18 protein-coding genes are annotated in these 22,537 nt (G+C 45.3%); 3 read left to right on the top strand and 15 right to left on the bottom strand.

The genetic code is table 11. The annotated features are described in order from the left end of the window. Positions 1-70: 70 nt before the first annotated feature. Positions 71-3,499, top strand: a complete 3,429-nt coding sequence (locus AC4MRV_RS11360; protein ID WP_491187454.1) for a PAS domain-containing hybrid sensor histidine kinase/response regulator — start codon at positions 71-73, stop codon at positions 3,497-3,499. 68 nt (positions 3,500-3,567) lie between these two features. Here the strand turns inward: AC4MRV_RS11360 and AC4MRV_RS11365 are convergent, their stop codons facing one another. The 7 genes from AC4MRV_RS11365 to AC4MRV_RS11395 all read right to left on the bottom strand — a co-directional run bounded on the left by AC4MRV_RS11365 (position 3,568) and on the right by AC4MRV_RS11395 (position 10,327). Next, the gene (locus tag AC4MRV_RS11365) at positions 3,568-4,050 is read right to left on the bottom strand and encodes a hypothetical protein (RefSeq protein WP_491187455.1); all 483 of its coding nucleotides are present in this window, start codon (positions 4,048-4,050) and stop codon (positions 3,568-3,570) included. 95 nt (positions 4,051-4,145) lie between these two features. Beyond that, entirely contained in the window at positions 4,146-5,873 is a 1,728-nt protein-coding gene (locus AC4MRV_RS11370; RefSeq protein ID WP_491187456.1) for a sodium:solute symporter family protein, read from the bottom strand. 12 nt (positions 5,874-5,885) lie between these two features. Further along, a complete protein-coding gene (locus AC4MRV_RS11375; RefSeq protein ID WP_005470918.1) occupies positions 5,886-6,149 on the bottom strand; it encodes a DUF4212 domain-containing protein in 264 nt (87 codons plus the stop codon). A gap of 220 nt (positions 6,150-6,369) precedes the next feature. After that, entirely contained in the window at positions 6,370-6,996 is a 627-nt protein-coding gene (locus tag AC4MRV_RS11380; RefSeq protein ID WP_491187457.1) for a MarC family protein, read from the bottom strand. A 104-nt stretch (positions 6,997-7,100) separates the two neighbouring features. Continuing rightward, complete coding sequence (locus AC4MRV_RS11385; RefSeq protein ID WP_491187458.1) at positions 7,101-7,736, bottom strand: response regulator transcription factor; 636 nt, start codon at positions 7,734-7,736, stop codon at positions 7,101-7,103. 167 nt (positions 7,737-7,903) lie between these two features. Next, positions 7,904-9,700: a protein-disulfide reductase DsbD gene (locus AC4MRV_RS11390; RefSeq protein ID WP_491187459.1), complete on the bottom strand. Its 1,797-nt coding sequence runs from the start codon at positions 9,698-9,700 to the stop codon at positions 7,904-7,906. A 138-nt stretch (positions 9,701-9,838) separates the two neighbouring features. Continuing rightward, on the bottom strand, positions 9,839-10,327 hold the full coding sequence (locus AC4MRV_RS11395; RefSeq protein ID WP_491187460.1) for an arginine repressor: 489 nt from the start codon (positions 10,325-10,327) through the stop codon (positions 9,839-9,841). 105 nt (positions 10,328-10,432) lie between these two features. Between AC4MRV_RS11395 and AC4MRV_RS11400 the strand changes: the two genes are divergently transcribed. Continuing rightward, positions 10,433-10,579, top strand: a complete 147-nt coding sequence (locus tag AC4MRV_RS11400; protein ID WP_491187461.1) for a hypothetical protein — start codon at positions 10,433-10,435, stop codon at positions 10,577-10,579. A gap of 49 nt (positions 10,580-10,628) precedes the next feature. Here AC4MRV_RS11400 and pyrI read toward each other — a convergent pair whose 3' ends face one another. The 8 genes from pyrI to aspA form a co-directional block, all read right to left on the bottom strand. Further along, positions 10,629-11,093, bottom strand: coding sequence for an aspartate carbamoyltransferase regulatory subunit (gene pyrI / locus AC4MRV_RS11405; protein WP_491187462.1), 465 nt, complete (start codon positions 11,091-11,093; stop codon positions 10,629-10,631). Positions 11,094-11,110: 17 nt separating this feature from the next. After that, positions 11,111-12,040 (bottom strand): aspartate carbamoyltransferase, encoded by a 930-nt coding sequence (pyrB, locus tag AC4MRV_RS11410; RefSeq protein WP_491187463.1) that lies wholly within the window; start codon positions 12,038-12,040, stop codon positions 11,111-11,113. A 410-nt stretch (positions 12,041-12,450) separates the two neighbouring features. Continuing rightward, positions 12,451-13,461: an ornithine carbamoyltransferase gene (locus AC4MRV_RS11415; RefSeq protein WP_005470961.1), complete on the bottom strand. Its 1,011-nt coding sequence runs from the start codon at positions 13,459-13,461 to the stop codon at positions 12,451-12,453. A 181-nt stretch (positions 13,462-13,642) separates the two neighbouring features. Further along, complete coding sequence (gene arcC / locus AC4MRV_RS11420; RefSeq protein WP_005471046.1) at positions 13,643-14,554, bottom strand: carbamate kinase; 912 nt, start codon at positions 14,552-14,554, stop codon at positions 13,643-13,645. 58 nt (positions 14,555-14,612) lie between these two features. Continuing rightward, a complete protein-coding gene (gene arcA, locus AC4MRV_RS11425) occupies positions 14,613-15,836 on the bottom strand; it encodes an arginine deiminase (protein WP_491187464.1) in 1,224 nt (407 codons plus the stop codon). A 776-nt stretch (positions 15,837-16,612) separates the two neighbouring features. After that, positions 16,613-18,061 carry a YfcC family protein gene (locus tag AC4MRV_RS11430; protein WP_491187465.1) on the bottom strand — a complete coding sequence of 483 codons (1,449 nt, stop codon included), beginning with the start codon at positions 18,059-18,061 and terminating at the stop codon, positions 16,613-16,615. Between the two features lie 476 nt (positions 18,062-18,537). Then, positions 18,538-19,845, bottom strand: coding sequence for an anaerobic C4-dicarboxylate transporter (locus AC4MRV_RS11435; RefSeq protein ID WP_491187466.1), 1,308 nt, complete (start codon positions 19,843-19,845; stop codon positions 18,538-18,540). 154 nt (positions 19,846-19,999) lie between these two features. Next, on the bottom strand, positions 20,000-21,451 hold the full coding sequence (gene aspA, locus AC4MRV_RS11440; protein ID WP_491187467.1) for an aspartate ammonia-lyase: 1,452 nt from the start codon (positions 21,449-21,451) through the stop codon (positions 20,000-20,002). Positions 21,452-21,768: 317 nt separating this feature from the next. On the opposite strand from aspA, the gene AC4MRV_RS11445 reads away from it, so the two are divergent. Next, on the top strand, positions 21,769-22,293 hold the full coding sequence (locus AC4MRV_RS11445) for an FxsA family protein (RefSeq protein ID WP_491187468.1): 525 nt from the start codon (positions 21,769-21,771) through the stop codon (positions 22,291-22,293). Positions 22,294-22,537 lie beyond the last annotated feature (244 nt).

A 22,537-nucleotide genomic window follows, 5' to 3' on the forward strand; every position in this document is an offset into this window, starting at 1 on the left:
AAGCTCTCCATAGTGGGGAGCTTTTATATTGATGATAAAGACATAATCCGCGAATCGATAAGGATATCTGATGCAAGGTTGGTTAGTGATTTCAGTGTCGCTACTGTACCTAGGGCTGCTCTTTCTGATTGCCTGGTACGGTGACAAGCAAACAAAATGGTTGGCAAAATGGCGACCATGGATTTATAGCTTGTCGATTGCGGTTTATTGTACTTCTTGGACTTTTTACGGCACAGTCGGACAGGCCAGCAATAATCCTTGGTCTTTTTTGCCCATCTATCTTGCGCCAATAATTGTTTTTACCTTGGGTTGGCGGATCCTTGCTCGCTTAATCATTACGGCTAAGCGTGAGCATATCACCTCTATTGCTGACTTTATTGCCGCGCGCTATGGGAAATCTCAGGGATTGGCTGTCGTGGTTACCTTGATCGCGGTTGCCGGCATTTTGCCTTACATCGCCTTGCAGTTACGTGGCATTACCATGGGGTTGGAGATTATCGCACCAGATCTCGCTGATAACGTTTCTGGTCAAGGGTTCGATGTCTCTTGGTTTGTTGTCGCAGCATTAGCGATTTTTACTATGCTGTTTGGTACTCGACATATAGATAATACTGAGCACCATAGAGGAATGATGATGGCCATTGCGTTTGAATCATTACTCAAGCTGGTTGCCTTCCTTGTTGTTGGGTGCTTTATCCTTTATTTAGCATTGAATCGCAGTGATATAGAGCTACTGGACATTGCCTCACAAACCTATCAATCCCCTAACATCCCAACCTTGGTAATTCACACCTTGCTGACCATGATGGCGATTGTCTGTTTGCCGCGTCAATTCCATACCATGGTGGTTGAAAATGAAAGGGCGCAAGATCTTCACACTGCGCGTTGGCTATTCCCCGTTTATTTAGTCTTGATGGGACTGTTTGTACTGCCTATTGCCTGGGTGGGGCAGAGCATGCTTTCAGGTGTCAGTGCAGACACCTATGTAATTAGTTTGCCGATGGCAGTGGGAGCGCAGGACATTGCTTTGCTGGCTTTCTTGGGTGGAACCTCTGCGGCCAGTGGCATGGTGATTGTTTCAACCATTGCACTGGCGATCATGGTCTCAAACGACTTAGTCATGCCATTGCTGCTGCGCAGGATGCGATTGTCGCAGCGCAATCATCGTCACTTTTCGGGCTTACTGCTTATCATTAGGCGCGGGTTGATCCTGTTGCTCTTGCTAGGTGCTTGGGGTTTCTACCAAGCGCTAGGTAATATTCATTCGTTATCCGCGATTGGTTTTCTCTCTTTTGCTGCGATTACTCAGTTCGCGCCTGCCATTCTCGGCGGCATGTACTGGCGACAAGGTAATCGCAAGGGAGCGTATGTTGGTTTAGGGCTAGGTTTCACTATTTGGTTGATCACTCTGATGAGTCAGACCGATATGCTAGCCGGGGATGCCAGCAGCAACTTCTTGTTGTGGGTTGTGACTCCACCAGATCTACTGGAAAATGCCGGCATTAAGAGCTCTGACTGGGGCATTGTCCTAAGCGTTACGGTTAATGCGATCTGCTATGTGCTGATCTCTCTGGTTACGCGATCCAGCTTGAGTGAGCGATTGCAGTCTGCCTCTTTTGTGGGGACGCCGTTGCCTGAAAGCGAGAACATGAGTCTCTATCAAAGCAGAGTCACAGTTGGTGAATTGGAGATGCTCGCGTCTCGATTTGTTGGTAGGCAGCGCGTTCGTAACGCCTTTAAACAATATTGGATGCAGCAGCATGAAACTATGCTGCCCAACCAACAAGCACCATCTACCCTGATTCGTCATACTGAGCGTGTGTTGGCTGGGGTATTTGGAGCGTCTTCAGCGAAACTCGTGCTGACTTCTGCCTTGCAAGGGCGAAATATGCAGCTTGAAGAGGTGGCTACCATTGTTGATGAAGCGTCAGAGTTGTATGACTTTAGCCGCGGACTTCTGCAAGGGGCGATTGAGCATATTGGTCAAGGGATAGCTGTGGTTGATAAACAGCTTAGGTTAGTCGCTTGGAACCAACGCTACCTAGAGCTCTTCACCTTTCCAACAGGCTTGATTCAAGTCGGTAGGCCCATCGCGGATGTAATTCGTCATAATGCCCAGCAAGGGCTTTGTGGCCCTGGAGATCCCGAAGAGCATGTTCGCCGCCGTGTGTATCACCTAGAGCAAGGGACGCGACATACGTCATCACGAGTTCGCCCTGATGGCCGAGTCATAGAGGTGCAAGGCAATCCGATGCCAGGAGGGGGCTTCGTGATGAGCTTTACGGATATCACCGTATTTAGAGACGCAGAGCAAGCTTTGAAAGATGCCAATGAATCGCTTGAAGAGCGCGTGCATAAGCGGACTCAAGAACTTGAAAACCTTAACAAGCAATTAGTTGCGGCTACTCAGCGCTCTGAGCATGAATCTCAGTCTAAATCGCGATTTTTGGCAGCGGTCAGCCATGACTTAATGCAACCGCTTAACGCTGCACGTTTGTTTGCATCGTCGCTATCGGAAGTGGCTCAGGAAGAAGAGACCAAGAAACTGTCACTGCATATTGAAAGTGCGTTAGGGGCTGCGGAAGATTTGATTGGAGACTTACTGGATATCTCTCGCCTTGAGTCAGGTAAGTTGGATGTCAATGTTCATGCCTTTGCTATCAATGATGTGTTATCCAACCTCAACGCCGAATTTAGTGCTTTGGCTAAGCAGCAAGGCATCCAATTTGAGATGGTTCCAAGCCAATTGATAGTGCAGTCGGACCCGAAATTACTACGCCGTGTTGTCCAAAACTTCTTAACTAATGCCTTCCGCTATAACCCGAAAGGTAAAGTGGTACTGGGCGTGCGTCGAGTGAATGGTCAAGCGCGTATCGATGTGTGGGATAACGGGACTGGGATTGATGAAGACAAGCAGCAAGAGATTTTTGAAGAGTTTACTCGTGGCAGCCAAGTTCGATCAGACCAAGGTTTAGGCTTAGGTCTAGCAATATCAAAAGGTATCGCTCATGTTCTTGGTCACCAGATTTCAATGCGTTCATGGCCAGGCCAGGGCAGTGTCTTCTCCATTACTTTAAAACGAGGTTTGGAAGCTTTGGTTCAACCTCAAACGACAGCTGCTGCGCCTGCATCAGATCTCAGCCATCTCAAAGTGCTATGTGTTGATAATGAAGCGGACATTTTAGTTGGAATGGAAAACTTGCTTGGTCGATGGGGGTGTGACGTTCGCACGGCGACAGACATTGTGGCGAGCTTGAAATCCATTGAAGATAGTTGGATCCCTGATGTCATCTTGTCTGACTACCGTCTTGATAATGGCCGGACGGGGCTAGAGGTCTTACAGCAGTGCCGTTTGCGTTTAGGAGACAGCTTTGAAGGAGTCATCATCAGTGCTGACCGAACCAACGATATGATGGATGGCATTAAGTCGAATGGGTTTGCTTTTATTCCTAAACCGGTAAAACCGTTAAAGCTAAGAGCGATATTGAATCGAGTGTAAGGTGATTGGCTAGAGAAAAATAAAAAGGGTTGGCATTATGCCAACCCTTAAATGTTTCATGTGTTTAGTTACTCGGTAAACAAGGTTTCGTATTTTACAAACGCTGTTTGAGTTTCACCGTAGTAGAGCGTACCTTCCGCTTGAATAGCGACACGTAGCCAGCTTTCTTCGGAGGCGGGTTTCGGTAATGTGATGTACCAGTTTTGCCCTGCTTGATCCGCTGGAGTCATAGCCAAAGGCTGTCCGTCTTGCTCTTGGTTATCGACGAGAGACAGCTTAATGCCTTCTATCGGGAAGTGAGACTTCATGGAAAGTTGTAGTTCAGATTGGGTTAACTTTTCCGAACGAAACTGCACCTTAAATTCACCATTTTCCATACCACAAAGACCACTGGTGTATCGGCAGTTGGATTTGGCTATGAGCTTATAGCTTTGCCCTTCTTTGGCGGCGTGAGGTTTCTCGCTGACAGCCATATCAGCACCAAAATAGGCGATAATAGATAGAATTGGGGCAACTAATAGAGCAACTATAAAGTGCTTATTTTTGAACATCTTGGCTTCCTTGCTACAACAGACTTCGAATACGGTAACGTAAAACATAGAATAAAAAAGCCCCAATAGGGGCTTTTGTGGTTCAGGTTTTATTATTAGTGGTCAACAGCGTCGCCAGCACCTACAGGTACACGTACGTGTTCAACTAGGTCTTTAACTTCTTGCGGAGTTTCAGCGGTTACTTTCGATACGCCGAATGCAACGATGAAGTTAAATAGAGCACCAATTGCACCAAATGCGTTTGGCTCAATGCCTAGGAACCAGTTGCTACCCCAGCTTTCTAGGTATTTCCAGTCAGCGACAAATAGGATGCCTTTGTGCTGGAATACGTAGAATAGAGTGATACTGATACCTGCAATCATACCTGCGATTGCGCCTTCCTTATTGATACCTTTGCTGAAGATACCCATCATCAGCGCAGGGAAGATAGACGATGCGGCCAGACCGAAGGCCAGTGCTACCGTACCTGCTGCAAAGCCTGGCGGGTTGAGGCCGAGATAACCAGCCACTGCAATCGCCACCGCCATGGAGATCCGACTGGCGAGCAGTTCTTTCTTCTCAGATATATTCGGATTTATAACGCCTTTGATTAAGTCGTGTGATATCGCGGAGGATATCGCCAGCAATAGACCTGCTGCGGTTGATAGTGCCGCTGCTAGACCGCCTGCTGCCACTAGAGCGATTACCCAGTTTGGTAGTTTCGCAATCTCAGGGTTAGCCAGTACCATGATGTCACGGTCAACTTTCAGCTCGTTAGTTTCTGCGCTAGATGTGTATTGGATTACGCCGTCGCCGTTCTTATCATCAAAGCCAAGCAGACCTGTTTTCTCCCAGTTCTTGAACCAGTCAGGACGCTCATCGTAAGCAAGGTGCTGACCTGGAGCAGGGTTAACTGTATCCATTAGGTTTAGACGAGCCATTGCAGATACTGCTGGAGCAGTAGTGTATAGGATAGCGATGAAGACTAGAGCCCAACCTGCTGATGTACGTGCATCACGAACCTTAGGTACAGTGAAGAAACGGATGATTACGTGTGGTAGACCCGCAGTACCGATCATTAGTGACATAGTGTAAACGAACATGTTCAGTGTATCGCCACGGACTTGCGTGGTGTATTCACTAAATCCGAGTTCGGTCACCACCTGGTCGAGCCTGTCGAGCAGATACACATCGGTGCCTTGAATAGTACTACCCAGACCAATCTGAGGTAGAGGGTTACCAGTTAACTGCAGAGAGATAAAGATTGCTGGAATAGTGTAAGCTAAAATGAGTACGCAATATTGAGCAATCTGCGTGTAAGTAATCCCTTTCATGCCGCCCATTACTGCGTACATGAATACGATACACATACCAATCAGAAGACCAGTAGAGTAATCAACTTCTAGGAAACGACCGAACGCAACACCAACACCTTTCATCTGACCGATAACGTAAGTTACCGACGCGATGATAAGACAAACAACCGCCACGATACGCGCCGCGTTTGAGTAGAAACGCTCACCTACGAACTCTGGTACAGTAAACTTGCCGAACTTACGTAGGTAAGGTGCAAGTAGAAGTGCTAGAAGTACGTAACCGCCTGTCCAACCCATTAGGAATACAGAGCCGCCGTAACCCATAAAGGCGATCAGACCAGCCATAGAGATAAATGATGCTGCTGACATCCAGTCCGCTGCTGTTGCCATGCCGTTAGCGATTGGGTTTACACCACCGCCTGCAACATAGAACTCTTTAGTTGATCCAGCACGTGCCCAAATCGCAATACCGATGTAAAGGATAAAGGTCGCACCAACAACGAGGTAAGTGATAGTTTTCAAATCCATCTGAGTTACTCCTTACTCATCTACGCCGAATTCACGGTCAATTTGGCGCATTTTCCACGCGTAGTAGAAAATAATACCTAGGAAGGTATAGATGGACCCTTGCTGTGCGAACCAGAAGCCCAGCTTGTAACCACCTAGTTGAAATTGATTAAGTACGTCGACAAATAAGATGCCGCAGCCAAAAGAAACGACAAACCAAACCACCATTAGGTTGATCATCAGTTTTACGTTTTTGTCCCAATAGGCTTTGGCTTTATCCTGACTTTCAAACGCCATTGCCGCCTCCTTACGATTGGTTTTGTTGTTAAGAAAATGTTTCAATATCTACCCTAGCAAGGGTGAGGCAAGAACTCTTTTCAACTTTAGTCGGGGCATTAAAAACAAAAAGCGCCTAAAAATAAGGCGCTTAAAGAGATTTGGTGAGAATCTGTGATGTTAATGTTGTGTTAAATTAGCCAAAAGTCTAACGTTTGCTGGTCGATCCAGCTGAAATTTATTAGCCGAGATAGAAATCTTTGATCCCTAACAGCAGATTATTGACTGCCACCGCCGCTAAAATCAGTCCCATTACGCGGCTGATGATGGCTGCACCAACGTTACCGATCCATTTTTGAATGTGAGTTGCACCAAGCAGAAGAAGTAGCGTGATCAATAAGACGACAATCATTACCGCTGCGGTGAGGCCCTGATCTATCAATGAATAGCGATGATTGTCGGTCAACATCACGATGGCCATCATCGCGCCTGGTGAAGCAATCGATGGAATGGCAAGAGGGTAAACTGCAAGGTCGGCGAGATCTGAATGGCTCACTTCCTCACTGAGTTTTGTCTCTTGCTCAGGTTTGGATTCACCAAAAATCATGGTGAGCGCGAATAGCAACAAAACTAACCCTCCAGCGGCTTGAAAGGCCGGGAGTGGGATCTGCATTGCTTCAAGTAAAAACTGACCAACGATAAGAAAGAAAAGTAATACGCCTGTAGCGATACCAACGGCCTTTAAGGCGACGAGTCGACGCTGTTTAGCGGTAAGGTGCTGAGTTTGAGACAAATAGACAGGGACGGAGCCGATTGGGTCAATCACTGCCCAAAGAACAACAAATTGGGTAACTAAGATGCTTAACAAGAGAAGTACTCCCAGAGTTAGTGAACAGAGGGGTAAATCAGATTGCTGCCTGATGAGCGGAGTTTAGCAAATTAATAAGTAGCAAAGTGTCAGCTAAGCGTAAGTTAAGCTTCTGATTCTAGCTGTTGTAGCAAAATAACAGCTTGAGTTCGATTTTTGACACCTAACTTCCTAAAAATCGCCGTCATATGGGCTTTTATGGTTGCTTCCGATACATTTAGCTCGTAAGCAATCTGCTTGTTGAGCAAGCCATCAGATAGCATTCCGAGCACTTTGTATTGTTGAGGCGTTAAAGTGGCAATTTTTTCCGCTAAATCGTTACAAGCTGCATTGTTGGTGATTGAGCCTTCAGGGAAGAAAGGTTCGCCATTGAGGACTTGATTGAGGGCGCTGACTAACTCTCTCATGTCACTTGATTTAGGGATAAAACCGAATGCACCATGACTTTTCACTTGAGTCACGACCGAGGGCTCTTCACTTGCGGAAACCACGACAATAGGCAGATCTGGATACTCTGCACGCAGGTGAATTAACCCCGACATCCCATTCGCGCCTGGCATTTTGAGATCAAGTAACAGTAGGTCTGGCTCTTCTTCACGAGCTAAAACAGCAAGCAATGCATCGAGGGAATCGGCTTCAAGCAAGTTGGCACCACTGACTGCCATATGCACCGATTGAAACAGCGCGTTGCGAAATAGTGGATGGTCATCTGCGATGATGATGTTGTAGGTCGATTCCATGACGTTAAACACTTATAACAATTTAGTTAACAGAATTATTGTCACCTTTAGGAGTGTGGACAATGTTTATGCACTAAAAGTCTGAACTGTATCGGGTTTTATTAGAAAAATTGCATATAAATGAAAAACGCCAGTAGAAACACTGGCGTTTTAAACGTTTTGAGAGCTTAAAGCTTATGGGTGTCCAAATGCTCTAAGAAGGGGCTCGCTTGCATAAACCCAGTGATACGTGCGTTACCAATCCGTTCACCAGTAGCATCCCAAAACTCAATGGTTGGCAGCCCTAACACACTCATCTGCTTCAACAGTTCAATATCTTGTGGTGTATTTTTGGTGACATCCGCTTGAAGTAAAACGAAGTTCTTCAGTTTTTTCTCGACATCTGGCTGGTGGAAGGTGTACTTCTCAAACTCTTTACATGCCACACACCAATCTGCGTAGAAATCGAGCATCACTGGCTTACCCGCTTGTTTCGCAAGTAATAGTTGAGTGTTTAACTCATTAATCGTGTTCACTCGCGTAAACTCAATACTGGCACTCGCTGGTTGTTCACTATGATTACCAAACCAGTAGTTGAGCGCGGGTTGCGCAGAGGCAAATAATCCAAGTACGGCAATGATACCGACAGTGCTTTGCTTCCAACCACCAAACTCTAAGCTGTTCTTGATATGGTAAAGCCAGCCAAATGCAGCAATGCCAAGCAGTGACCATAAACCCGTTGCCCAAGCTTCTGGCAGGATACGTTCGAGTAAGAATATCGGTGCAGCTAGCAATACAAAACCGAACAACGTCTTCACTCGATCCATCCAGTTGCCCGCTTTTGGTAGCAGTTTATTACCAAATACAGCGACCAACATGAGAGGGATTCCCATCCCTAGTGCCAATGCATAAAGGGCGACGCCCCCAGTAAGCAGGTCACCGCTTTGCGCCACGTAGAGAAGCGCGCCTGACAATGGTGCAGTGGTACATGGAGAGCACACGAGGCCGGAAATGGCACCCATGGCGAATACACCCCATGAACTGCCACCTTGCTGCTTATTGCTGAGATTGTTTAACCATGTCTGTGCGCTACTTGGTAACTGGATGGTGTACAAGCCAAACATTGACAGTGCTAACGCAACGAATAGAGTGCTCAGACCGATCAGCACATACGGATGTTGCATCGCGGCTTGGAACTGCATACCAGCAGAAGCAACAACCAATCCAAGTAAGGTGTAGGTTAGAGCCATGCCTTGCACATAAATAAAAGCTAAACCAAGCGCGCGGCGGTGACTGAGTTTTCCACTACCTAAAACAATACTGGTTAAAATTGGGTACATGGGTAGTACACATGGTGTAAAGGCTAAACCTACGCCTAATGCCAAAAATAACAGTGGTGTCCACCAACTGTCGCTTAGCTTTGATGCCAATGTCGATTCTTTGGATTGCGGTACCGTCTCACTGTTTTGATTACGGCTCGTGTCAGTTATCTTGCTGCTTGTTGCTGGGATAACCTGCTCAGCTGGAGCAAAGTTAAAGCTGGTGACATCAATAACACGGGTTTCAGGCGGATAACAAAATCCTGCTTTAGCACAGCCTTGATATTGGACGATCAAGCGGGCCCCCGGTTGGTAATCGGCGAGGCTAATTTCAGCAAACAGCGGTGTTGTGTAGATATTTACATCGCCAAAAAATTCGTCTTTATAAGGCTCTCCATCGCGCATATCCATACTGTCGACTGTGACGTTCTCGCCACTAACAGAGATTCTATGCTGATATAGGTAGTAGTCGGGCTTCACCTGCCAATCGAGATAGACGCGATTGTCTTGCTGGTAGAAATTGAATGGGAATGCTTCGTCAACAGGAACAAACGTGTTACTGCTCGTGGCAAAACTAGGAGCAGAATTAGAATTGCCAAATAATGCTAATGCAGGGGCAGAGACGACAGAAAAACAAAGAATGAGCAGTGAAAAGGCGAAACGCATAAATCCGTCACTTGATTAAAATTTGGTTTATTTTAACTCAATATGACAGGGAAAGGCCGGAATTAGTTTCATGGTGGGCTAAATAACTGTGATTTAAGCATAGAGCCAGGTAAATCATCATTACCTGGCCCAATATAACTAAGCAACTCCCAAGCGAGCTCTTACTACTCTTTCGCAGGCGTCAATATTAGCGACGTCCTTAGGAATGACGAGTACTGTGTCATTGCCCCCCACGGTTCCGAGGATCTCTGTGTGAGGGTCAATGTCTACCAAGCGAGCAACCAACTGAGCGCTACCTGGGTGAGTTTTCACCACTACCATCGCTTGATTGTGAGTAATGAACTCTATCTGAGAAGAAATTGAAGACTCCACTCGGACTGGCGCTGTTTCGACAGTAATACAGTAAACTTTCTTTCCACAGGCATTTTGTACTTTCACCACTCCCAGTTGGGAGAGCAATCGAGAAACTGTGGATTGGCTTATTCCTTCAAAGCCAATATTAATTAGCGCTTCACGTAGCTCATTTTGAGTGGCGAAACTCTGTTGTTGTAACAGACGCTTGCAAGCGGCAGTCAGTGTTTTATCTTCAGTGTAATCGGTATTCATAGGGTTTAGAGTTTCACTCATGCGAACTCCTTAACGTGACGTACGGATAAATCGTCCATGTAAACTTAGGCACTCCATTCTCCCTTATGTGCCCAATCATTGAGCTGCCACTTCTACGGTGACTTGATGAACCAGATTGGATTTAAAGCTAGTTTAACACCAAACAAAATGTGGCTTTGTGAATGGGATCGCCAAATAAAAAACTATGCAGTGGAGTTTATTTTGCTCGAAAATTCTGTGGGAAAGTGGATATTTATTCCGGCTAAAGAATAAATATCCAGCTGTTTTAAGGTGGGATATCGACAGCCTAGAGAGGTTGTGATTAACGCGCTTCGGTCATGATTTCGCGTGAGAATACTTTTTCACAATAGTGACACTTGAGGTGCACATTTTCCTGTTTTTGTTGCACTTTAAAGCGACTTTCTACTGGCTCACCGTGAGAAATACAGTTGCTGTTCGGGCATTCAAATACGCTTTCAATGCTCTCTGGGAGAGTTAAGTTTAGCTTGCTAACGACTTTGTACTCTTCGATCTGGTTTACCGTTGCTTTTGGTGCATAAAGAGCGAGTTGGCTAGCTTGCTCTTTGGTTAAGTAAATGTTCTCAATTTTGATGAGATCTTTCGCACCTAGCGCTGATGAAGGCAAGTTAAGACCAATCGTAATGCGTTGGTTGGCTTTGTGCATTTTGAACAGCTTTAGCACTTTGATGCCAATGTGAGCAGGAATATGGTCAATAACAGAGCCGTTACGGATTGCTTCTACCTGTAGTTGAGTTTCTTTCACCATGATATCTCTCCTGCTGATTAAATGTTTTCGTTAAGAACTAGGGCAAGCAATGCTTCGCGGGCGTAGACGCCGTTTTCCGCTTGTTCGAAGTAGTAAGCGTGCTTGGTTTTATCGACATCGACGGTGATCTCATCTACGCGAGGTAGCGGGTGTAGCACTTTTAGATTGTCACGAGCGCCTTCAAGAGTAGCTGCAGTAAGGATGAAAGCAGACTTCATATGTGCATATTCTGATTCATCAAAACGCTCTTTTTGTACGCGAGTCATGTATAGGACATCCAGTTCAGGTACCACTTCTTCAATATTATTGTGCGTACTGAATTTGATGCCCGCTTCTTCAAGCTCTTCACAGATGTAATCAGGCATAGCTAACGCTTCTGGTGCGATAAAGAAGAAACGCACGTTGTCGAATTTCGCTAGCGCTTGCGTGAGAGAGTGTACGGTGCGGCCGTATTTTAAATCACCGACAAATGCGACGTTGAGATTGTCTAATGTGCCTTGCGTTTCGTGGATAGAAAACAGGTCGAGCAGCGTTTGAGTAGGGTGTTGGTTCGCACCGTCACCACCGTTGACAATAGGCACGCCGTTAGAAAATTCAGAAGCAAGACGCGCTGCCCCTTCTTGCGGGTGACGCATCACGAACGCATCAACATATGAAGCGATGACTTGAACAGAGTCTGCCAGTGTTTCGCCTTTTTTCGCCAGTGACGTGTTACCACCGTTATCAAAACCAATCACGCTGCCGCCCAAGCGCTCGACTGCTGTTTCAAATGAAAGGCGAGTACGAGTTGATGGCTCAAAGAAGCAGCTTGCTACTACTTTGTTCTTCAGCAATTCAGGGTTTGGCTCTGCCTTTAATCTTGCTGCTGTATCGACGATAAGCTCCAGCTCTTTACGGCTGAGCTCAGGGATGGAGATAATGTGCTTTTTATACAATGAATGCGCCATAACGGTGTTTCCTCGTCTCGAATCAAACGTAAATTACAGACAAAAAAAAGCCCCCTAAATAGGAGGCTTTTAAAATAGAATCAATGGAGAAAATGAAACAGAAAACGATCCCGATTTCGGGCGTGTTTGGTAACAACAAGATGTTGTGAATAGCTGTTGCATTTCTGTTCTCCTGACAAATTGCGGAGGATTATACGCACAAAAAAACGCCTTGCAAGCGTTTGCGAAAAGTATCCAGAAATTGGATTTTTATGCGAAGTTCGCATGTTTTCGCTCTATTTTCTCAGTCGTTGTGAGAACTTGTTTGAAGGCGTTTAGGTCGCTATTTTGTTTCAATCTGTGTGAAAAAAAATGCGGACTTTATTCATGGAGTGATAACTCTAATCCTGCAGTCCGCATTTCCCTGCAGATTAGTCGCCTAGAGTAGCAACCATTACAGCTTTGATGGTGTGCATGCGGTTTTCTGCTTCGTCGAACACGATAGAGTGTTTAGATTCAACTACTTCATCTGTCACTTCCACACCGTCTTTCAGTTGTGGGTATTCCGCCGCAAGCTGTTTACCAACCGTTGTATCTTCGCCATGGAATGCTGGTAAGCAGTGCATGAATTTCACATGTGGGTTGCCTGTTGCTTTTAGCATGTCCATGTTGACTTGGTAAGGCATCATTAGGTTGATACGCTCAGCCCAAGCTTCTTTCGCTTCACCCATAGACACCCATACATCTGTGTATAGGTAATCACAGCCTTGAACGCCTTCTTGAACATCTTCAGTTAGAGTGATTTTTGCACCTGTTTCTTCTGCGATTTCGCGACATGTTGCCACTAGCTCTTCTTCAGGCCAGAATGCTTTCGGTGCCACTAGGCGAATGTCCATACCCATTTTCGCTGCGCCAACCATGAGTGAGTTACCCATGTTGTTGCGAGCATCACCTAGGTATGCAAACTTCATTTCGTGTAGCTGTTTACCACGGCCGTGTTCCATCATAGTTAGGAAGTCAGCTAGGATTTGAGTTGGGTGGAATTCGTCTGTTAGGCCGTTCCATACTGGCACGCCAGCGTATGCGCCTAGCTCTTCAACGATTTCTTGACCGAAACCACGGTACTCGATGCCGTCATACATGCGGCCAAGAACGCGTGCTGTATCTTTCATTGACTCTTTGTGACCGATTTGAGAGCCAGATGGGCCTAAGTAAGAAACTTGAGCGCCTTGGTCAAATGCTGCAACTTCAAATGCACAACGTGTACGAGTTGATGTTTTCTCGAAGATTAGGGCAATGTTTTTGCCTTTTAGACGAGGTTGCTCATAGCCGTTGTATTTTGCTTTTTTTAATTCCGCAGATAGATCCAAGAAGTGTTGGATTTCACGTGGAGTAAAGTCTAGTAGTTTTAGGAAGTTACGGTTGCGTAGGTTGAAAGCCATGATGTTTTCCTTCTTAGGGTTTAGCGCTCTCTTATTGCAGGGAAAGAGGTAAGAAAACGCAGAAATTAATAGTGTTTGTTGCTTTAAGTGTTTGCCACAGTGGGGAGCGGGGCATGAGTGTCTTAATTCAACGAGGGTCGACCTCTCGATGACTCGCTCCAGCTATGGGGTAATAAATCGTTTAGCCTTTAGTGATATTGGTGCCCGCGGTGCCTTGAAGGATGCGTAAGCCATCTTCCAAAGAGCCGATACCTACCACTTTTCCGCCTTGCTTGATGAACTCGCACGATGCTTCGATTTTTGGTCCCATGGAACCTGCATCAAACTCGTATTTCGCCAGCTCAGTTGGTGTCGTACCGCGCAGTGCATGTTGTGTTGGTTTGCCCCAATCTAGGTAAACAGCATCTGCGTCAGTGAGGATAAGCAGTGCATCTGCATCAAGTTGTTTCGCTAGGAAAGCTGCAGACATGTCTTTGTCGATAACCGCCTCAACACCAACCAGTTTGCCATTTTCGCGTTTCACTGGGATGCCGCCGCCGCCAGTGCAAATTACCAAGTGGCCTTGTTCGATAAGCGCTGTGATCGCTTCGTGCTCGATGATGCCTGTTGGTTGTGGGCTAGGTACCACGCGGCGGAAGTGCTTGCCGTCTGGTTTGATAGTCCAGTGGTATTTTTCTGCTAACTCACGTGCTTCTGCTTCTTCGTAAATCGGACCAATTGGCTTAGTTGGGTCAGCAAACGCTGGGTCGTTTGGATCAACGGTCATTTGCGTTAGCATGCAAGTCGCGTTGACGTTAGGCATTTGGTTTTTGAACTCTTGCATTAGCATGTAGCCGATCATGCCTTGCGTTTCACTACCCAACACATCGAGTGGGTAAGGGGCTACTTTTTTGTATTCCAAGCCTTGCAGTGCCAGTAGACCAACTTGAGGGCCGTTACCATGCACAAGTACCACGTTGTACTCTTGAGCGATTTCAGAAATTGTCTTAACCGCGATTTCAATATTGTGGCGTTGTACTTCTGCTTCTAATGGCTCACCGCGACGAAGTAGAGCGTTACCACCTAGTGCTACAACAACTGTTTGTTTTGTCATGTTGAAAATCTCTCTGCAGGGGGCGAGAGCACAAAACTCTCGCCTTTTAATCACTTACTTAGATGCCGTCACGTTCGATTGGGCAGCTCATGCAGCGAGCGCCGCCACGGCCGCGACCTAGCTCATCACCTGGGATAGGTAGAACTGTGATGCCTGCTTTGTCGTATTTTTCGTTGGTGTAAGTGTTGCCTTCGTAGCCAATTACAACGCCTGGTTTCACTGTTAGAACGTTGTTTGCATCGTTCCACTGTTCGCGTTCTGCGTGGAAGTTGTCACCACCTGTTGTGATTAGGTTTAGCTTGTCTACGCCCAGTGCTTTTTCGATAGCGGTAACGAAGTAGCCTTCTTCTTTCACGTTTACAGCGCCAGACTCATCGCCAGTTAGGCTCCAGCACTTCACATCTTTGCGAACGACTTCTGGGTAAACCGAGAAAGTATCTTCGTTCATGTGTGTCATTACTGTGTCTAGGTGCATGCAAGAGCGGTGTTTTGGTAGTTCCATCGCAATGATTTGCTTCGCTTGACCATGCTTGAATAAGCCTGATGCTAAGTGCTCAACACCTTGCGCTGTTGTACGCTCAGACATACCGATAAGAACAGTGCCACGACCAATAACAAGAACGTCGCCGCCTTCAATAGTAGAGTTGTCGTAGTTGATGTTCTCATCATCGCCAAAGTACTTAATGAAGTCTTGCCCTGCGAAAGTTGGGTGCCAGCGATAGATTGCGCGAACGTGGTTTGTTTCGCGTTGACGCGCCGGTTTCGCCATTGGGTTGATTGATACGCCACCGTATACCCAGCAAGAAGTGTCGCGAGTAAATAGATGGTTTGGCAGAGGCTCGATAATGAAATCTGTTGGTGCATGTAGCCCTTGCATCATAGAAGAAGACTTCATTGGCATCTCAGCGTAAGACAGACCGCCAGTTAGGATTTTCGCTAATTCTAAGTTAGGAAGGTCACTTAGGTAGCAGCGAACGTCATTTGCGAATGTTTTACCCAAACGGTAATCAGATACCTGGCGGCTTAGTAGCCAGTCTTTTGCTTCTGGCACTGCTAGTGTGTCTGCTAGTAGGTCAGTAAGAAGAAGAACCTCAACACCTTGATCGCGTAGCGTTTGAGTAAATACGTCATGCTCTTTACCTGCACGCTCAACTGCTAGTACGTCATCGAATAGTAGGTCGTGACAGTTAGAAGGTGTTAGGTGAGTCAGAGCTCGTCTAGGACGGTGAACAAGAACGCGACGTAATTGACCGATTTCAGAACCTACGTAAAACTTACTCATGATCGTATCTCTCTTATTTTTAATTAACTTTTAAATAAAGTTAATAATTAATTTGTAGGGAAAAGAAGAGTGAATTTATTTATTCACTTATTTGTTCTGTAATTAATATTACGCCTCTCTGGGGAGGATTCTTAGAGATCGCTCACAATTCATTTTTTATGCTAAAAGCCCCGTTTTTAAAGGGTTTTAACAATATCTATGCACTTGTTATTTAGCTGTGAACACCCTAATCACGCAATATTTTGGGAATTTTATTCACGAAATATTCATCAAGGTTTGTTGTTAGGTCTATGAAGGGAAATGTATTCATAAATAATGGCGTGATAAAAAAGTGAATAGGTCAGAAATATGCACTCAAACTTTCTAGATAAGTGTTTTAGAGGTCGAAATTAATCCTCTGATAACAAATGTTTTGTTGGTAAGTTATACATGGATCACAAAATAATAATTGCCGATAACTAGGAATTATCTTTGTTAAATTAATAAAACTTTCTTATGACGATAAAATTTCTAATCCAAAAGGTTTTTGCTAACTTATGTTCTTATTTTTGTCACTAATACATTGATAATTTAACTATTTAGCTCGGTTTGGCAGTAAGGCGATGTTTGGGTGGTGAATAGTCGATAATGTTGAGGGGGTAGATAAGCAAGAAGTGGGTTGTAGGAGTGGGGGATGGCTTCATCGGTAACTGTAATGGAAGCAAATAAAAAAGCCGCACAAGGCGGCTTTTGGTCTGGCTCATTGTTCTATGAGCCATGGCAAGGAAAAGTCAGTGTTAGATAAGTGCACCGATACTAAGTACTGCGATACAGAATAGAGCAAGAATCGCAAGTAATGGGGCAACCCATTTTACGTAGCGGACGTAAGGTACGCGAGCAATTGCAAGGCCACCCATCACCACGGCAGAGGTCGGTGTCACTAGGTTAACCAAACCTGATGCAGACTGGTAAGCTGTCACGACTAGGTCTCGTCCGACACCGGCAAAGTCAGCCAATGGAGCCATAATTGGCATGGTCAATACCGCTAGACCTGAACTTGAAGGCACTAGGAATGATAGCAGTACTTCTAGGAAGAACATTACGTTGATGAAGACGACAGACGATAGACCTGTAACCATTTGCTCTGCTGAGAACAGAATGGTGTCAGTGATCATACCGCGGTCCATGACCACAACGATACCACGTGCAATACCAATGATTAGCGCAACACCCAACAGGTCACGAGCACCATCAATAAAGCTGTTGGTAAACTCTTCTTCGCTCATACGAGCAACCAAACCAATGATGATGGTTGATGCCAGGAACATCGCTGAGATCTCAGCCATCCACCAGCCTGCAACCGATACGCCGTAGATCATGACAGCGAAAGAGGCACCAAAGATACTTAGGATAAGTTTGCGAGTTCCGGTGAACTCTAAACGTTCGCCAGATTGGTTACCTAGGAAGTGAGCTTTGTTTTCTTCGTATTTATCATAAACAACTGATTTAGTAGGGTCATTACGAACCATACGAGCATAGCGCATCACGTAAGCGACACAGATTACCCAACCGATTAGTAGGGCAATGACACGTAGAACGATACCGTCAGTGAAAGGAATACCTGCTGCGTTGGCCGCGATTACTGTTGCAAATGGGTTAATCGTTGAACCTAGAGTACCAATACCTGCGCCAAGTAGAACAGTAGCCGCCGCAACGAGAGGGTCAAAGCGAGCTGCCATCATTACAGGGACAAGCAAGGTGTAGAATGGTAGGGATTCTTCTGCCATGCCATAGACCGTGCCGCCTGCCGCAAACAATGCCATCAGGATAGGTATCATCAACTCTTCTCGACCTTTTAGTCGATCGGTTACGCGTTCGATACCCGCGTCTATCGCACCCGTCTTAGTCACCAAGCCCAGGAAACCACCGATAATCAAAATGAATAGTGAAACGTCGATAGCGGCAGCTTCGTAACTATTGTGGTCATAGAAGCCATCAATGGGAGCAAGGAGAACATCGATCACGCCTTGAGGGTTGCCCTCAACAGCTTGATAGGTGCCAGTTACAGGAACCTCTCGGCCTAAGTCTTCATTCATCACACGATCATATTGACCTGCTGGCACTATCCATGTCAGTAGAGCAACCAGTGCAATTAATACAAATAGAATTGTATAGGCAGAAGGGAATTTAAAGTTGGCAAAGAAGCCACCTTTTTTTTCTTCAGTAGATACAGTTTGGGTTGTCATGGTGATCTCCTTACTTTTATTTATACACCCATAAACAAAAGTGAATCAGCGACTATTAGATTTAAAAAATAAATAACTTAAATAATAAGCTATTGGTAAATTTATTTTTATTTGATTAGGAACTTGTTGTAGCTCTTGTTAGATATTCTAAGAGTTCATTCATCGGTTAACTTTGTGGATCTTCACAAAAATATCGAGCAAAAGTAGCGAGCGAAAAACGTATCGGTTTTAAAGTGGTTAATTGGTTAGAAAGAAGGGATTTATATGCCAAAAAATAGCGACTTTGTTGGCGAAGAGGCAGTACGACAGGGTGAAAAAATATTAGGCCGGAATTTTATTCAAAGGCGCGGATTTAAATGCACAAAGAACTTTTGGAGACTTTTTTGATTAACATCAAAATTGAATTGTGACCTAGGTTTTTTTACTCAGTGTAAAATAAAAAAGGGAGCCGAAGCTCCCTTACGTTTACAGGGTGTTTAGATGAAAAGGCTACCGAATGTAAAGCCTAGAGCCACTGAAGAAGCGATAGTTACCACACCTGGAATAAAGAATGGGTGGTTAAACACATACTTACCAATGCGCGTTGAGCCTGTATCGTCCATCTCAACAGCAGCAAGCAGCGTTGGGTAAGTTGGCAGCACGAATAGCGCACTTACTGCAGCGAAAGATGCCACAGCTGTAAGTGGCGCAACACCGATTGCTAGTGCTGCTGGCATTAGCGCAACAGTGGTTGCACCTTGTGAGTAAAGCAGCATTGACGCAAAGAATAGAACTAACGCAAGCATCCACGGGTAATCCGCCAGTAGAGAGCCTGCGACTTCTTTAATGCCATCTACGTGTGCGTTAACGAATGTAGAACCTAACCATGCCACACCTAATACACAGACACAGGCAGTCATACCTGAGCGGAAAGTTGCTGCTGAAGGAATCTTTGCAGCGTCAATTTTAGTGATCATAACGATAGCAGCTGCTGCAGCCAGCATCACTGTCATGATAGCTTCGTTACGTCCTAATGCAGGGTCTACAATCAAACCTACCGATTTAGAAATAGCGGCTGCGTAACAAACCACAAAGCCGATAGCAGCAAGGAAAATATACGTTGCTGTTTTCGCGGTTGGCAGAATATCGCGCTTGGTTTCAGTCGAGAGTTTAATCAGGCCTTTTTCTAAACGCTCTTGATAAATAGGATCATCTTTCAATTCACCGCCCATAAAGTTCGCCACGAATGCGCCGATCATACAAGCGACAAATGTCGTTGGAATACATACCGCAAGCAGTGTTAGGTAATCTACCCCCATCGGTGCCAGCATTGCCGCAAATGCCACTACTGCCGCAGAGATTGGCGAAGCTGTAATGGCGATTTGTGATGCCACAACTGCAATAGACAGCGGGCGAGAAGGGCGAACGCCTTGGCCTTTCGCTACTTCTGCAATAACTGGTAGTGTTGAGAATGCCGTGTGACCGGTACCTGCCATTAATGTCATTAGGAAGGTAACAATCGGCGCGTAAAAGGTGATGCGCTCAGGGTGTTTACGCAAAAAGTTTTCTGCCACTTGTACCATCCAATCTAGACCACCGGCAACTTGCATTGCTGCAATCGCAGTAATCACTGACATGATGATCAGGATTACATCGATAGGAATGAACGCTTGGCTTGTTGGTACGCCTAATACTAACGACAGGGCGATAACACCTGCGCCACCAGCTAGACCAATACCGATACCGCCGATTCTTGCCCCTAAATAGATAAAGAGCAGAACAACAAAGAGCTCTACTGCCACCATAATAGTTACCTCATAAAGTTAATTTTGATTCTAATTATCTAAAAACTCAGTGTCTGAATGTTTAGATAATGAGGAGATAAAAACCATGTGATAAGTAAGGTTAACCGTATGCAAGACTAAAAAAGGCCCCGTTTGGGGCCTTATTGTTTCGCTATTATTCGTAGCGCTTCGCTTTATACGTTGGGTGCATAAAGTTTTCAACAGAAAGAATGTCATCAAGCTCATCTTCTGTTAATAAGCCGCGCTCCAGTACGACTTCACGTACGCTCTTACCTGTTTCAGCACAGATCTTGCCTACTATGTCACCTTCATGGTGGCCAATGTATGGGTTTAGGTAAGTCACGATACCGATAGAGTTGTATACGTAGCTCTCACATACTTCTTTGTTCACCGTGATGCCATCAATACACTTATCACGTAAGTTCACACATGCGTTGTGTAGTAGAGAAATAGACTCAAATACGCTTTGCGCGATAACAGGTTCCATCACGTTTAGCTGCAGCTGACCACCTTCCGCTGCGAAAGAAACCGTGTTGTCGTTACCTAGAACTTTAAAGCAAACTTGGTTTACTACTTCAGGGATAACTGGGTTTACTTTTGCAGGCATGATAGAAGAACCTGCTTGCATCTCTGGTAGGTTTAGCTCGTTTAGACCCGCACGTGGACCAGAAGAAAGTAGGCGAAGGTCGTTACAGATCTTAGACAGTTTTACTGCTAGACGTTTTAGCGCGCCGTGTGTCATTACGTAAGCACCACAGTCAGACGTTGCTTCGATTAAGTCTTCGGCAGGCACTACTTCTAAGCCTGTCACTTCTGCTAGGTGTTTCACTGCGGCTGCTTGGTAGCCTGCAGGTGCGTTTAGACCAGTACCGATCGCTGTCGCACCTAGGTTGATTTCTAGTAGTAGCTTAGAGGTGTAGTCTAGTGCACGAATCTCTTCGTTTAGCGTTACTGCCCATGCATGGAACTCTTGGCCTACTGTCATAGGAACTGCATCTTGAAGCTGAGTACGACCCATCTTCAACACATCTTTGAATTCTTGTGCTTTTAGTTCGAATGCGCCTTTAAGGTATTCGATCGCTTCCATCAACTGATGAACACTGTTGTAAACCGCAATACGGAAACCCGTTGGGTATGCACAGTTAGTGGATTGGCTCTTGTTAACGTGATCGTTCGGGTTGATGAACTCATACTGGCCTTTTTCCTTGCCCATCAGTTCAAGTGCAACGTTCGCGATAACTTCGTTAGTGTTCATGTTCACTGACGTGCCCGCACCGCCTTGGAATACGTCTGAAGGGAACTGATCCATGCACTTACCTGTTTCAAGGATCAAATCACACGCTTCTAGGATGTAGTTAGCAACGTCTTTTGGAATTGCGCCAAGCTCTTTGTTTGCCAATGCAGCCGCTTTCTTCGTCATCACCATACCACGGACGAATTCAGGTACGTCTGAGATAGTCGTGTTTGAGATGTTGAAGTTTTCGATAGCGCGAAGAGTGTGAATGCCGTAGTAAGCATCAGCTGGTACGTGACGTTCGCCTAGTAGGTCTTCTTCGATACGAGTTGCAGGGTTAGCCGTTTTTGGGGCATCAGTTAGGGTAGCCATACAGGATCCTTAGATAATTATTCTGATAATAAAGTGAATTACTAGCCAATCTGTAGTTTAAGAATCCATTCGTCAGAGTTTTAGGCTGTTAAATCCGTCCTGACTTATGTGGCACATAATACTGTACCTAGCGCATAAAAATAGTAACTGGATCACCTTTTTCGCTTTTGTTTAGTTAAAGTTTTGCAAGATATGAATAGGGTGTGAATAGCCCTTTAGGGGTAGGCGGTTGTTGGCGGATTTATCACGCTTTTTTACAGCTTCAATTTGAGCTCAAACCGTGGAGCACGTACACTGACTACAACAAAGGAGGGCGTGTGTTTCCTATCTTACTATTACTCTTTATCTTCGTTCCTATTATTGAAATAGGCCTATTTATTCAAGTCGGTGGTTTCCTAGGTTTGTGGCCAACTATCGCTTTGGTGTTGATTACCGCGTTTGTGGGCGCTTCTTTAGTACGAAGCCAAGGCTTGCAAACGTTAATGTCGGTACAAAACCGCCTTAATCAAGGAGAGCTGCCGGCTCAACAAATCTTTGAGGGCGTAATGCTTGCGGTTGCTGGTGTGTTGCTGTTAACTCCTGGCTTCATGACAGATGCATTAGGTATGCTTGTACTATTGCCTGCTCCGCGTGCCGCAATTGCTAAGTATCTGATGGGGAAAATGGTGGTGAAATCTGTTGGGGGGCAGGGCTTCCATGGTAGCTTCAACGGTGAACAGTTTGGGCAAACCCCATTCGAAAATGATCCATTTCAGCGCGATCCGTTTCAATCTCAAAAAGGGGATACCTTTGAAGGTGAGTTTGAGCGAAAAGAAGATGATGATCGTAACAAGCTGAATTAACAAGCTAACATAACTTTTAAAAGGCGCTTCGAGCGCCTTTTTACTTTCTGTAATTTAACATCATTAACCACATTAAATTTACATTTTCTGTGATCTTAGATCTATTACTCTAATTTTGTGGGGATAATTTTATCAATAGGTGAGAAATCTGTTGAAACGTAAATGATGTTCTATTTATCAATTTTATGGGTGAGATCTTCATCTCATAAAACGTGAATGTAATTTTACTTTCATACAATGAAAC

The sequence above is a fragment of the Vibrio sp. genome, from assembly GCF_984391705.1.